Raw genomic sequence first — 14,324 nt, forward strand, 5'->3', positions numbered from 1 at the left:
GTGGCTACGGCAACAAAGAAGAAAAAATCAACAGTTAAAAAAAATCTAGTCATCGTGGAGTCGCCTGCCAAGGCGAAAACGATTGAGAAATATTTAGGCAGAAACTACAAGGTTCTAGCCAGTGTCGGGCATATCCGTGATTTGAAAAAATCCAGTATGTCAGTCGACATTGAAAATAACTATGAACCGCAGTATATCAATATCCGAGGAAAAGGTCCTCTCATCAATGACTTGAAAAAAGAAGCCAAAAAGGCCAATAAAGTCTTTCTAGCGAGTGACCCGGACCGTGAAGGAGAAGCGATTTCCTGGCATTTGGCTCACATTCTCAACTTGGATGAGAATGATGCCAACCGTGTGGTCTTCAATGAAATCACCAAGGATGCAGTCAAAAATGCTTTTAAAGAACCACGCAAGATTGACATGGACTTGGTCGACGCCCAACAAGCTCGTCGTGTCTTAGACCGCTTGGTAGGGTATTCGATTTCACCAATTTTGTGGAAAAAGGTCAAGAAGGGCTTATCAGCAGGACGCGTGCAGTCGGTTGCCCTTAAGCTCATCATTGACCGTGAAAATGAAATCAATGCCTTTCAACCAGAAGAATACTGGACAATTGATGGTGTCTTTAAAAAGGGAACCAAGCAATTTCAGGCTTCATTCTATGGTATGAATGGCAAAAAGATGAAATTGACCACCAATGAAGAAGTCAAAGAAGTCTTGTCCCATTTGACTAGTAAAGATTTCACAGTAGACCAGGTAGATAAGAAAGAACGCAAACGCAATGCGCCCCTACCTTATACGACTTCAACTATGCAAATGGATGCTGCTAATAAAATTAATTTCCGTACTCGAAAGACCATGATGGTGGCTCAACAGCTCTATGAAGGGATCAATATCGGATCGGGCGTACAAGGTTTGATTACCTATATGCGTACAGACTCGACTCGTATCAGTCCTGTGGCTCAGAATGAAGCGGCAAGCTACATTAACGACCGTTTTGGTAGCAAGTATTCCAAGCATGGTAGCAAGGTCAAGAATGCCTCAGGTGCTCAGGATGCCCACGAAGCCATTCGTCCATCTAGTGTCTTTAACACACCTGAAAGCATCGCTAAGTACTTGGACAAAGACCAGCTTAAGCTCTATACCCTTATCTGGAACCGTTTTGTGGCTAGCCAGATGACAGCTGCTATCTTTGATACCATGGCTGTTAAGCTTTCTCAAAATGGGGTTCAGTTTGCAGCGAATGGAAGCCAAGTTAAGTTTGATGGTTATCTTGCTATCTACAATGACTCTGACAAGAACAAAATGTTGCCAGATATGGCTGTTGGAGATGTGGTCAAGCAGGTCAATAGCAAGCCAGAACAACATTTCACCCAACCACCTGCTCGCTATTCAGAAGCGACCCTTATTAAGACCTTGGAAGAAAATGGAGTTGGACGTCCGTCAACCTATGCTCCGACTATAGAAACCATCCAGAAACGATACTACGTACGTCTGGTAGCTAAACGCTTTGAACCGACAGAACTGGGAGAAATTGTCAATAAACTCATTGTTGAATATTTCCCAGATATCGTAAACGTGACCTTCACAGCTGAGATGGAAGGAAAACTGGATGATGTTGAAGTTGGAAAAGAGCAGTGGCAACGTGTCATTGATGAATTTTATAAACCATTCTCTAAAGAAGTAGCCAAGGCTGAATCCGAAATGGAAAAAATCCAGATCAAGGATGAGCCAGCTGGATTTGACTGTGAAGTTTGTGGTAGTCCGATGGTGATTAAGCTCGGTCGTTTTGGTAAATTCTATGCTTGTAGTAATTTCCCAGACTGCCGTCACACACAAGCAATTGTCAAAGAGATTGGTGTCGAGTGTCCAAGCTGTCATCAAGGACAAATCATCGAACGCAAAACCAAGCGCAATCGTATCTTCTATGGTTGCAATCGCTATCCAGAATGTGAGTTTACTTCCTGGGACAAACCAATTGGCCGTGACTGTCCAAAATGCGGACACTTCCTTGTGGAGAAAAAAGTCCGTGGTGGTGGCAAGCAGGTTGTATGTAGTAATGGTGACTACGAAGAGGAAAAGATTAAATAAAATGAAGAGTCCTGAAAATGAATTTCAGGCTCTTTTTACTTGAAGCTTGACAAATTTCCTCATTGTATGCGAAACTAGAGGAAGAGTAATTTATCTAGGAGAAGTTATGCGCATTATTTATTTCTGTATTGGTTTTATTTCTTTGGCTCTAGCTCTTGTAGGTGTTGTCCTGCCACTCTTACCAACAACTCCCTTTCTTTTGCTGTCTATCGCTTGCTTTTCAAAATCCTCTAAGCGTTTTGAAGACTGGCTTTATCATACAAAGCTTTATCAGACCTATGTAGCTGATTTTCGGGAAACCAAGTCCATAGCGCGTGAACGCAAGAAAAAAATCATCGTATCTATCTATATCTTGATGGGAATTTCTATTTATTTTGCCCCTCTTTTACCAGTCAAAATCGGTCTGGGAGCCTTGACTGTCTTTATCACCTACTATCTCTTTAAAGTAATTCCTGATAAGGATTAGTTTTTGAAATTTGATATTTCCTTTGATAAAAATGAAAGCATATTCAAATAATATGATATAATAAATTTAAAGAAAACATCAAGGAGAATCAAATGATTTACGAATTTTGTGCTGAAAATGTGACCTTGCTTGAAAAAGCCATGCAGGCTGGAGCTCGTCGAATCGAACTCTGTGATAATTTAGCAGTTGGCGGGACAACACCAAGCTATGGAGTAACCAAGGCAGCTGTTGAATTAGCAGCTAACTACGATACGACCATCATGACCATGATTCGTCCACGTGGCGGCGATTTTGTCTATACTGATCTTGAAATAGCAATTATGCTGGAAGACATTCGTTTGACTGCGCAGGCTGGAAGTCAAGGGGTTGTATTTGGGGCTTTAACTGCTGATAAAAAGTTGGATAAGGCTAATCTTGAGAAGCTGATTGCCGCATCAAAAGTAATGGAAATTGTATTCCACATGGCCTTTGATGAATTGAGTGATGAAGACCAGTTAGAAGCCATTGACTGGCTCAGCCAAGCCGGTGTCACCCGTATCTTAACTCGTGCTGGTGTGTCTGGAGACTCGCTAGAAAAACGTTTTACTCATTATCACAGAATTTTGGAACATGCAGCTGGTAAAATTGAAATTCTACCAGGTGGGGGGATTGACTTGGACAACCGTCAAACCTTTATCGAACAGTTGGGAGTGACACAATTGCATGGAACTAAGGTTGTCTTTTAAAAAATAGAAAGGGACTGCTAGCTTTTGGTAGCAGTTTTCACTTATGTTTGAAATTTTTAAATCCTATCAGTTTAATAAAGAAAAAGCCCATGCCTATGGTTTTGTAGAAAATGAGGAAGTCTGGACTTACAGTTGCCAGATTTTTCAGGGTGACTTTTTCATGACAGTCTCTATCACTACTGATGATGTGAGTTTTCAGGTCTTTGATCAGGAAACGGGTGACCTCTATCCTCAAGTACATATGGAAAGTATGAGGGGAAGTTTTGTCGGAAGTGTCCGTGAGGCTTGTTTGGAGATTCTTTACCAGATTCGGAAGGCTTGTTTTGATGTGCAAGATTTTATCTGCCCTCAGACTAAGCGTATCATGACTAAAGTTCAAGAAAAGTATGGTAATCAGTTGGAGTATCTGTGGGAAAAGTCTCCTGATACAGCTGTATTGCGCCATGAAGGCAATCAAAAGTGGTATGCTGTTGTGATGAGAATCCCATGGGATAAGCTGGAAAAGGGCAGAGAAGGGCTAGTCGAAGCAGTCAACCTCAAACACGACCAAGTAGCTGACTTGCTTTCACAAAAGGGCATTTATCCAGCTTTTCATATGAACAAACGCTACTGGATTAGTATGGCACTTGATGATACTTTGTCAGATGAAATGGTACTGGAATTGATAGAAAGAAGTTGGAACTTAACCGTGAAAAAATAAGGAAATCCACTTGAGTTTTCAAATACTTTTAATTAGCAAAATATTCTTTACTGAAGAAATTTTCAGAAAATATTGGATTTTTTCTTGACAAGAGATTTTTCCTATGCTAAAATACTAAACAAGATATCAAACGAAGGAGAAAGTCAAACATGAAAACAGCTAAGTTTAATCAATTTGCTTTGTTGTTGAGGTACTCGGGCTAGTGCAGAAGCATTAGTCCTGTTTGGCTTACCAAGCGGGAGTAAATCAACATCTCGCTTGGGTTCCCGAGCGAGATGTTTTTTTAAAACCACATTTGGAAAAGGGGAAATCTTATGCGAACAGTTGAATTTCTAGATACTAGCCTTCGGGATGGAGAGCAGACACCAGGTGTTAACTTTTCAATCAAGGAAAAGGTTGCCATCGCAAGACAGCTGGAGAAATGGGGCATTTCAGCCATCGAAGCTGGTTTTCCGGCAGCGAGTCCAGATTCATTTTTGGCAGTTCAGGAAATTGCTAAAGTCTTGAAAAAAACTGCTGTGACTGGTTTGGCCCGCTCTGTCAAGTCTGATATTGATGCTTGTTACGAAGCCCTCAAGGACGCCAAGTATCCACAGGTTCATGTTTTTATCGCTACCAGTCCGATTCACCGCAAGTATAAGCTAAATAAGAGCAAGGAAGAGATTTTAGAAGCTATTAAGGAGCATGTTTCTTACGCACGTTCTAGGTTTGAAATCGTCGAATTCTCTCCTGAAGATGCAACTAGAACAGAGTTGGATTTCCTCTTACAAGTCGTTCAAACAGCAGTAGATGCAGGTGCGTCTTATATCAATATCCCTGACACTGTTGGATTCACGACGCCAGAAGAGTACGGAGCTATTTTCAAATACTTGATTGAAAATGTCAAGACGGATCGTCAGATTATCTATTCACCTCACTGTCATGATGACCTCGGAATGGCAGTGGCTAACAGCCTTTCTGCTGTCAAGAATGGTGCAGGACGTGTCGAAGGAACTATCAATGGTATTGGGGAGCGAGCTGGAAATGCTGCTTTGGAAGAAATAGCAGTGGCTCTCAATATTCGCCAAGATTACTACCAAGCAGAAACAAGTATTGTCCTAAACGAGACCATCAATACTTCTGAAATGGTTTCACGCTTCTCAGGTATACCAGTTCCTAAAAATAAAGCGGTGGTTGGTGGTAATGCCTTTTCTCATGAATCGGGCATTCACCAAGATGGAGTCCTTAAAAATCCTCTCACTTATGAGATCATCACACCTGAATTGGTCGGTGTCAAGAGTAATAGTCTTCCGCTTGGAAAATTGTCTGGTCGCCATGCCTTTGTTGAAAAACTAAGAGAACTGGCCCTAGATTTTACAGAAGAGGATATCAAACCACTCTTTGCTAAGTTCAAGGCACTAGCGGACAAGAAACAAGAAATCACAGATGCAGATATTCGAGCTCTGGTAGCTGGAACCATGGTTGAAAACCCAGAAGGCTTCCACTTTGATGATTTACAACTTCAAACTCATGCGGATAATGACATCGAAGCGCTCGTTAGTCTAGCAAATATGGATGGTGAGAAAGTCGAATTTAATGCGACAGGACAAGGTTCTGTTGAAGCGATCTTTAACGCTATCGATAAGTTCTTTAACCAATCTGTCCGCTTGGTATCCTATACCATTGATGCGGTAACGGATGGAATTGATGCCCAAGCTCGTGTCTTGGTTACTGTTGAAAACAGAGATACAGAAACCATCTTTAACGCAGCAGGTCTTGACTTCGATGTATTGAAGGCTTCGGCTATTGCTTATATCAATGCTAATACCTTTGTTCAAAAAGAGAATGCTGGTGAGATGGGGCGTAGCGTTTCCTACCGAGACATGCCTAGTGTGTAAAGGAGAAGGCTATGACAAAGAAAATAGTAGCTTTAGCAGGAGATGGAATCGGTCCAGAAATTATGGAAGCTGGTTTAGCGGTTCTGGAAGCTTTAGCCGAAAAAACCAACTTTGACTATGTGATAGACAGGCGCCCCTTTGGAGGTGCAGGTATTGATGCTGCGGGGCATCCCTTACCTGATGAAACCCTCAAGGCATGTAGAGAAGCAGATGCTATTCTCCTAGCGGCTATCGGTAGTCCCCAGTATGATGGGACAGCGATTCGGCCTGAACAAGGACTGCTGGCTCTTCGGAAGGAACTCAATCTCTATGCCAATATTCGGCCTGTAAAAATCTTTGACAGTCTCAAGCATTTGTCACCTCTCAAACCCGAACGAATTGCTGGTGTAGACTTTGTCGTTGTGCGTGAGTTGACAGGTGGTATTTACTTTGGGGATCATATCCTTGAAGAGCGCAAAGCACGTGATATCAACGACTATAGCTACGAAGAAGTAGAGCGGATTATTCGCAAGTCCTTTGAAATTGCAAGAAATCGGAGAAAAATCGTTACTAGTATCGATAAGCAAAATGTTCTAGCGACATCAAAACTCTGGCGAAGAGTGGCTGAGGAAGTTGCGCAGGATTTCCCAGATGTTAGCTTGGAACACCAGTTGGTGGACTCAGCTGCTATGCTTATGATTACCAATCCTGCTAAGTTTGATGTCATTGTGACGGAGAATCTTTTCGGAGATATCTTATCTGATGAATCAAGCGTTCTATCAGGCACACTTGGCGTCATGCCATCAGCCAGTCATTCTGAAAAGGGGCCAAGTCTTTATGAGCCTATTCATGGTTCAGCGCCTGATATTGCAGGTCAAGGAATTGCCAATCCTATTTCCATGATTTTATCAGTAGCCATGATGCTGAGAGATAGTTTTGGACGTTATGAGGAAGCAGAGCGTATCGAGCATGCTGTGGAGGCAAGTCTGGCAGCTGGTGTTTTAACAAGAGATATTGGAGGACAGGCTTTGACTAAGGAAATGACAGAAGCCATCATTGAAAGATTATGAAGATAAATGAAGGAATCACGCTTGCCCTCTTGATTTGGAATTTGCTGATTTTCTTGATTTATGGCATTGACAAATCCAAGGCAAGAAGAGGTGCTTGGCGCATCCCAGAGAAAATCTTACTCATTTTAGCCTTTACTTGTGGTGGTTTTGGTGCCTGGTTGGCAGGAATCACATTTCACCATAAAACTAGAAAATGGTACTTTAAAACAGTTTGGTTTCTCGGGATGGTAACCACACTAGTAGCCTTATATTTTATTTGGAGGTAATGGATGGCAGGAAAATCGATTTTTGATAAATTATGGGACCGTCATGTCATCACAGGAGAAGAAGGACAGCCTCAACTCATGTATGTAGATCAACACTATATTCATGAAGTGACCAGTCCCCAAGCTTTTCAAGGATTACGAGACGCAGGTCGCAGATTGAGACGGCCAGACTTGACATTTGGAACCTTTGACCACAATGTACCAACGGTCAATATATACGATATTCGAGATGTGATTTCTAAGGCCCAAATTGATAAGCTAGCTGAAAATGTTGAGGAATTTGGGATTGAACATGCTGCCCACGGTTCTGAAAAGCAGGGTATTGTTCACATGGTTGGTCCAGAGACAGGACGGACCCAACCAGGAAAATTCATCGTCTGTGGAGACAGCCACACAGCTACTCACGGAGCTTTCGGAGCTATTGCCTTTGGGATTGGGACCAGTGAGGTCGAGCATGTCTTTGCTACCCAGACACTCTGGCAAGTTAAACCCAAGAAAATGCTGGTAGAATTCACTGGTGTTCCTCAAAAAGGAGTTTATTCTAAGGATTACATTCTCGCCTTAATTGCCAAGTATGGCGTTGCTTGTGGTGTAGGATATGTGGTGGAATATCGTGGGCAAGCGATTGATGCACTGACCATGGAAGAGAGAATGACTATCTGCAATATGTCCATCGAGTTTGGTTCTAAGATGGGAATTATGAATCCAGATCAGACTACCTATGACTATCTTAAGGGCAGAGAGTGTGTTCCAAAAGATTTTGAGGAAGCTGTTACAGACTGGAAGACGCTTGTTAGTGACGAGGATGCTGTTTATGATAAGGTTATTCAGATGGATGTCTCAGGCTTGGCTCCTATGGTGACCTGGGGAACCAATCCAGCTATGGGCGTTGACTTTGACAGTAGTTTTCCAGAAATTAAGGATATGAACGATGAACGTGCTTATCATTACATGGACTTGGAGCCTGGTCAAAAGCCAGCGGATATTGAGCTAGGCTATATTTTTATCGGGTCTTGTACCAATGCTCGGCTCAGTGACTTGCAACTGGCTGCGCGATTTGTCAAAGGGAAGAAAATAGCTCCCAACTTAACGGCTATCGTGGTTCCAGGCTCTCGTCCTGTCAAACGAGCTGCGGAGAAGTTGGGCTTGGATAAGGTCTTCTTAGATGCTGGCTTTGAATGGAGAGACCCAGGTTGTTCTATGTGCCTAGGGATGAATCCTGACAAGGTCCCTGATGGTGTCCACTGTGCCTCAACCAGCAACCGCAACTTTGAAGACAGACAAGGCTTTGGTGCTAAGACCCATCTCTGCAGTCCAGCCATGGCAGCTGCGGCAGCTATTGCAGGGTGCTTCGTAGATGTTCGGCAAATGCCAGAGGCCCAGTAAGGAGAGGATATGGAGAAATTTACAGTTTATACGGGAACGACCGTTCCTCTCATGAATGATAACATCGACACTGACCAAATACTCCCCAAGCAGTTTCTCAAGTTAATTGATAAAAAAGGCTTTGGTAAGTACCTCATGTATGCTTGGCGTTATCTGGACGATAACTACACTGAAGATCCAGACTTTGTCTTTAACCGACCTGAATATCGCAAAGCCAGTATTCTCATTTCAGGGGATAACTTTGGTGCAGGATCTTCAAGGGAACACGCAGCTTGGGCTCTAGCCGACTATGGTTTTAAGGTCGTGATTGCAGGCTCTTTCGGTGACATTCATTACAATAATGAACTCAATAATGGCATGTTGCCCATTGTTCAGCCTAGAGAGGTGAGAGAGAAACTAGCCCAGCTCAAACCAAGTGATCAGGTAACTGTGGACTTGGAACAACAAAAAATCATCTCACCAGTTGGAAAATTCACTTTCGAAATAGATAGCGAGTGGAAACATAAGCTTTTAAATGGTTTGGATGATATCGGTATTACTTTGCAGTATGAAGACTTGATAGCTGCCTATGAAAAACAACGCCCAGCCTACTGGCAGGATTAGAAAAAATAGAAAAGGAAATATAGAACTATGACAAAACACATTCAATGGAACGGAACACTTTCACAAGAAGGCTATGACATTTTAAAAGGTGAGGGCGGGTGCATTGTATGCCCTACAAAAGTTGGTTACATTATCATGACTAGCGACAAGGCAGGTCTTGAACGCAAATTTGAAGCTAAAGAACGTAACCGTAACAAACCAGGTGTTGTACTTTGTGGTAGCATGGACGAGCTACGCGCTTTAGCACAACTCAACCCAGAAATTGAAGCCTTCTACCAAAAACATTGGGATGAAGACATTCTCCTCGGTTGTATCCTTCCTTGGAAACCAGAAGCTTTTGAAAAACTCAAAGCTTATGGGGATGGTCGTGAAGAGCTCATGACCGACGTGCGTGGTACTAGCTGTTTTGTCATCAAATTTGGGAAAGCTGGTGAACAATTGGCTGCCAAGCTTTGGGAAGAAGGTAAGATGGTCTACGCCTCATCAGCAAACCCATCTGGTAAAGGAAACCGAGGTAAGGTGGAAGGTATCGGAGAACGTATCGAAGAAGCAGTGGATCTTGTCATCGAAGCAGACGACTATGTGGCATCCATCCAACCTGACAAAACAATTGAAACGCGCTACGAGCAAGGTGTGATGGTCTCTATGGTCGATAAAGACGGCAAACTCATCCCAGAACAAGGAGGAGCACGTTCAACTTCACCAGCACCAGTCGTGATCCGTAAAGGACTTGATATTGATAAAATCATGATGCACCTGTCAGATACCTTTAATTCATGGGACTACCGTCAGGGTGAATATTATTAAGCTGAGTAGACCCTAAACAGCTATCATTTCACATATTTTTATATATAGTGATTTCTAAGAATTAATTAGACACAATGAAAACAATCGTCTAAAAATTTTAAAAATTCAGTATAAAACATGCAAAATCCTAGAAAAAAAGGTAAAATAAAGATAGAAATTGATAACGATTACATTTTGAAGTGAGTTTGAAGTAAGGTAGTTTATTAGTGGGATTTATCATTAGGAGACCCTGATTTATACAGATTACCGTTCGCTTAATGTAACTTATAATATATAAAAACTAAGTGGCATTTGAGTGCTTAAAAGTTCAAGATACTGTTTAAGAGGTTTTACGAATAGTTTGTCTACTGAAAACAAGCTGATAGAACCTCACCATCATCATATAAATATTAGAATTATCCATTTAACGTCGTTCTTTTGCTTTCTACACTCTCCATGTTAGCTTGCTGAGAGTTGTAGCTGATGACAGCTAGAATTATACTGTAAGTGGCCCATTTAGACTCCCTTCGCATGTTTTGCTACTTGCAGTCGGGGTCTAAGTGGGCTTTTTTGAGTTATAATTGATTAGTTGTCAACAATATTTTTAATAGTTGATATGCCTAGAATCGCTCATACCAGTAATCACAATGAATGGGAGGTGGAAAGGATTATTTAAATAGAAAGGCGGTAGGCAAGTGAGTTATTAATGACTCACTGATAAAAAGAAAAGAGGCGCATTATGGGACTTATTAGAGCAGGTGCAGGAGCTGTAGGTGGTTTATTAGCCGATCAATGGAAAGAATTTTTCTATTGTGAGTCTATGGACAAATCTGTCATGGTTGTCAAAGGCCAAAAGAGGGTATCTGGACGTTCATCCAATACCAAGGGCAGTGACAATATTATTTCCAATGGTTCAGGTATTGCAGTGGCTGATGGTCAGTGTATGATGATTGTTGAGCAAGGTAAGGTTGTAGAAGTTTGTGCCGAACCAGGTGAGTTCACTTATGATACCTCCAGTGAACCAAGTATTTTTACAGGAAATCTTGGAAATTCTATCAAGGATACTTTCAAACAAATTGGGAAACGTTTCACTTACGGTGGCGATACTGGCAAAGATCAGCGTGTGTATTATTTTAATACAAAAGAATTAATTGATAATAAATTCGGTACACCGAACCCAATTCCATTTCGTGTGGTAGATTCTAAGATTGATTTAGACCTTGACGTTTCTGTTCGATGCTCAGGGGTTTATTCTTATAAGATCGTTGACCCGCTTTTGTTTTATACAAATGTTTGTGGAAATGTTGAAAGAGAGTATTTGCGTGAAGAAATTGACTCACAGTTGAAAACTGAATTTATCAGCGCCTTGCAACCTTCATTTGCTAAGTTATCTGATATGGAATTGAGACCGAATCAAATTGTCAGTCACAATACAGAATTAGAAAATGCCCTCAATGAAACTCTCTCAGAAAAATGGGGTCAACTTCGTGGTCTTAAAGTCATTAGCATTGCACTCGGTTCTGTTACTCTCCCAGAAGAAGATGCCGAAATGATTAAGCAGGCTCAACGTACTGCTATTATGAAAGATCCGACTATGGCAGCCGCAACCTTAGTTGGTGCACAGGCAGATGCTATGAAGGCAGCCGCAAGCAATGAAGCAGGAGCTATGACTGGCTTTATGGGCTTTGGCATGGCAGCCAATGCAGGCGGTGGCATGAATGCACAAAATCTCTTTGCTATGGGACAAGAACAGGCTGCTAACCAAGCACAAACAGAAAATCAAGCACCACCAAGCACTCCGAATATCAATAAGTGGATCTGTCCAAATGGCCATGAGGCTATGGGGAAGTTCTGCCCAGAGTGTGGCAGTCCGAAACCAGTGGACAATAGCTGGACTTGTTCATGTGGCACAGTAAATACAGGTAAATTCTGTTCAAATTGTGGCAGTCCAAAACCGATAGTTCATCAGGCAAAACATTGTAGTAACTGTGGTTGGAAAGTTCCAGATTCTAGCCAGGCACCAAAATTCTGTCCTGAATGCGGGTCAACGTTTTAGAACAAGACAACTCTAGATTGGCTTAGTGTCGGGAGAGGAGATGATGACATGGCTGATAATTTAGAATACAAATGTCCTTGTTGTGGTGGTGCTTTAGCCTTTGATACGAAAATCCAAAAAATGAAGTGCCCTTATTGTGACTCTGAGTACGAAATGGAGAGTCTCAAGCACATGGACGAGCATTTGGATGAAGCCCAGTCTGTTTCAGAGCCATCTCTAGCAACGGATTCTGCTACAGAATGGCAAGAGGATGATGAACAGCTGAACGTCTTTATTTGCAATTCCTGTGGTGGACAATTGATTGCTGATGAAAATACTGCTGCAACAACTTGCCCTTATTGTGATAATCCAGTTGTTCTCAAGGAACGTCTGGTAGGTGATTTGAAACCAGAGTTGGTTATTCCGTTTAAACTGGATAAAAAAGCTGCCAGAGAAGCGCTTAACAAGCACCTTCTTGGCAAGCGTTTATTGCCAAAAATTTTTAAGGATCAGAACCATATTGATGAAGTAAAGGGTGTTTACGTGCCATTTTGGCTATTTAATACAGAAGCGGATGCGGATATTAAGTACAAAGCAACTAGGATAACGACTTGGAGTGACAAAGATTACAATTACACCCAAACTGAATTTTACTCTGTCCTTCGTTCTGGTCAGTTAGCCTTTTCTCATCTACCTGTTGACGGTTCTAAAAGTATGGACAATACCTTGATGGAATCCATTGAACCTTTTGATGTTTCAAAAGCAGTTGACTTTCAAACAGCCTATTTAGCAGGTTATTTGGCCGAGCGTTATGATGTGACGGCAGAAGAAAGTATCACCCACGCTAATAAACGGGCTAAAAGGAGTACTGAAGATAGATTTGCGGAAACAGTTAAAGGCTTTACAATGGTAACTCCAGAAAGTAGCCATGTTGAGTTTAAAAATAGCAAAACCAAGTATGTCCTTTATCCAGTCTGGTTGTTAAACACAACTTGGAATAATGAAAAGTACGTTTTTGCTATGAATGGTCAAACAGGAAAATTTGTAGGCAATCTTCCCTTGGATAAACGAGTCTACTGGCGCTATTTTATGACGATTGCAATACTTACTTTTATTGTTTGCTATGGCATCGTTTGGTTGATTTATCTAATGTAAGGAGGAAGATATGATGAAAAAACTACTGTCATTCCTTCTTGCGGTTTTTCTCGCTTTTACCTTGATTGGGATTGTGTCAGCTGACATGTCAAGTCAAACTTTAATTTATGATGAGGCCGGCCTCCTATCATCCAATGAGAAAAGCAAACTAGAAGAAGAAGCACAAGCTATTTACAAAGAGCATCAGTTCAAATCTTATCTGCTCATTGCTGACTCTTATGATGATGTAACTCAATATACAACGGATTTCTTCAAGAGAGGGAAGGAAGATGCTATTCTTCTGATAATAGGGAAGTCTAAAGATTATAGAACTATCTGCTACAAGGGAAAAGCAAAAGAGCTTCTGGGAGATTTTTGGGATACCTTTATCAAAGGAGTTTATCATAGCAATAGTAGTTGGTATGACAGTGCCCACCGTAGTTTGACTGCTATTGCTGCTAAGTTTGGACCCCTGAAGCGTCTCGTGGATGAAGCGGATTTACTGAGTGATGTAGAAGAAAAAGATTTATTAAGTAAACTTGATGAGATTAGTGAGCGGCAGAAATGTGACCTTGTTATTGTGACTGTCAAGGATCTGGGAGGGAAGACACCAGAAGCCTTTGCAGATGATTATTTTGACTATAATGGTTATGGTCAGGGTGAGGACTATAGTGGTTTATTGTTATTGTTAAGTATGAAGGAACGGGATTGGCATATCACCACAACAGGTTATGCGATTCGAGCATTTACAGATGCAGGTTTAGAATATATGTCTGATCGGTTCGTTCCGAAACTAAGTAACGGAGAATATGAGCAAGCATTTAGCAGTTTTGCAGAACTGAGCGATAAGTTCTTAACGCAGGCTAAGACAGATAAACCTTATGACAAAGGGAATCTTCCTAAGGAACCTTTAAGTTGGATATGGGTGCCCCTATCTCTAGGTGTAGGTCTTGTCACAGCCTTTGTAGTTGTTTCAAGTATGGCTAGCCAACTCAAAAGTGTGGAGCCAGATGTGGCAGCGACAAATTATATTGTAGAAAATAGTCTCACTGTCACTCAAGCAGAAGAAAAGTTTCTATATAAAACGGTTGATAAGGTGGCGCGTCCCAAAGAGAGTAAATCTTTTTCTGGAGGTAGCAGTACTCATACATCTTCATCAGGAAGAACTCACGGTGGTGCAGGAGGCAAGTTTTGATTAGAATAGACGAG

General features: G+C 41.6%; 13 protein-coding genes. All 13 read left to right on the forward strand.

Annotated features, from left to right (window positions below; all coding sequences use genetic code 11):
- The 13 genes from topA (at nt 1) to HT680_RS03130 (ending at nt 14,310) form a co-directional block, all read left to right on the forward strand.
- Nucleotides 1-2,088, forward strand: coding sequence for a type I DNA topoisomerase (gene topA, locus HT680_RS03070; protein WP_173258134.1), 2,088 nt, complete (start codon nt 1-3; stop codon nt 2,086-2,088).
- A 106-nt stretch (nt 2,089-2,194) separates the two neighbouring features.
- Entirely contained in the window at nt 2,195-2,554 is a 360-nt protein-coding gene (locus tag HT680_RS03075) for a YbaN family protein (protein WP_131200204.1), read from the forward strand.
- A gap of 92 nt (nt 2,555-2,646) precedes the next feature.
- Complete coding sequence (locus HT680_RS03080) at nt 2,647-3,279, forward strand: copper homeostasis protein CutC (RefSeq protein WP_173258136.1); 633 nt, start codon at nt 2,647-2,649, stop codon at nt 3,277-3,279.
- Between the two features lie 43 nt (nt 3,280-3,322).
- Nucleotides 3,323-3,979, forward strand: coding sequence for an MmcQ/YjbR family DNA-binding protein (locus HT680_RS03085; RefSeq protein ID WP_173258138.1), 657 nt, complete (start codon nt 3,323-3,325; stop codon nt 3,977-3,979).
- A 314-nt stretch (nt 3,980-4,293) separates the two neighbouring features.
- Nucleotides 4,294-5,856 carry a 2-isopropylmalate synthase gene (locus tag HT680_RS03090; protein ID WP_173258141.1) on the forward strand — a complete coding sequence of 521 codons (1,563 nt, stop codon included), beginning with the start codon at nt 4,294-4,296 and terminating at the stop codon, nt 5,854-5,856.
- A gap of 11 nt (nt 5,857-5,867) precedes the next feature.
- Complete coding sequence (leuB, locus tag HT680_RS03095; protein WP_173258143.1) at nt 5,868-6,905, forward strand: 3-isopropylmalate dehydrogenase; 1,038 nt, start codon at nt 5,868-5,870, stop codon at nt 6,903-6,905.
- Nucleotides 6,902-7,171 (forward strand): DUF1294 domain-containing protein, encoded by a 270-nt coding sequence (locus HT680_RS03100; protein ID WP_173258145.1) that lies wholly within the window; start codon nt 6,902-6,904, stop codon nt 7,169-7,171. The genes leuB and HT680_RS03100 overlap by 4 nt, the downstream gene beginning before the upstream one ends.
- Before the next feature lie 3 nt (nt 7,172-7,174).
- Nucleotides 7,175-8,557 carry a 3-isopropylmalate dehydratase large subunit gene (gene leuC, locus HT680_RS03105; RefSeq protein WP_173258147.1) on the forward strand — a complete coding sequence of 461 codons (1,383 nt, stop codon included), beginning with the start codon at nt 7,175-7,177 and terminating at the stop codon, nt 8,555-8,557.
- Nucleotides 8,558-8,566: 9 nt separating this feature from the next.
- A complete protein-coding gene (gene leuD, locus HT680_RS03110) occupies nt 8,567-9,160 on the forward strand; it encodes a 3-isopropylmalate dehydratase small subunit (protein ID WP_173258149.1) in 594 nt (197 codons plus the stop codon).
- 27 nt (nt 9,161-9,187) lie between these two features.
- A complete protein-coding gene (locus HT680_RS03115) occupies nt 9,188-9,967 on the forward strand; it encodes a Sua5/YciO/YrdC/YwlC family protein (protein WP_173258151.1) in 780 nt (259 codons plus the stop codon).
- A gap of 718 nt (nt 9,968-10,685) precedes the next feature.
- Complete coding sequence (locus tag HT680_RS03120; protein WP_173258154.1) at nt 10,686-12,002, forward strand: SPFH domain-containing protein; 1,317 nt, start codon at nt 10,686-10,688, stop codon at nt 12,000-12,002.
- 48 nt (nt 12,003-12,050) lie between these two features.
- A complete protein-coding gene (locus tag HT680_RS03125; protein ID WP_173258156.1) occupies nt 12,051-13,136 on the forward strand; it encodes a hypothetical protein in 1,086 nt (361 codons plus the stop codon).
- Between the two features lie 10 nt (nt 13,137-13,146).
- A complete protein-coding gene (locus tag HT680_RS03130) occupies nt 13,147-14,310 on the forward strand; it encodes a TPM domain-containing protein (protein ID WP_173258158.1) in 1,164 nt (387 codons plus the stop codon).
- The last annotated feature ends 14 nt before the right edge of the window (nt 14,311-14,324 follow it).

Origin of the sequence: Streptococcus sp. 5905 (genome assembly GCF_013276505.1) — a bacterium.
Taxonomy (GTDB): domain Bacteria; phylum Bacillota; class Bacilli; order Lactobacillales; family Streptococcaceae; genus Streptococcus.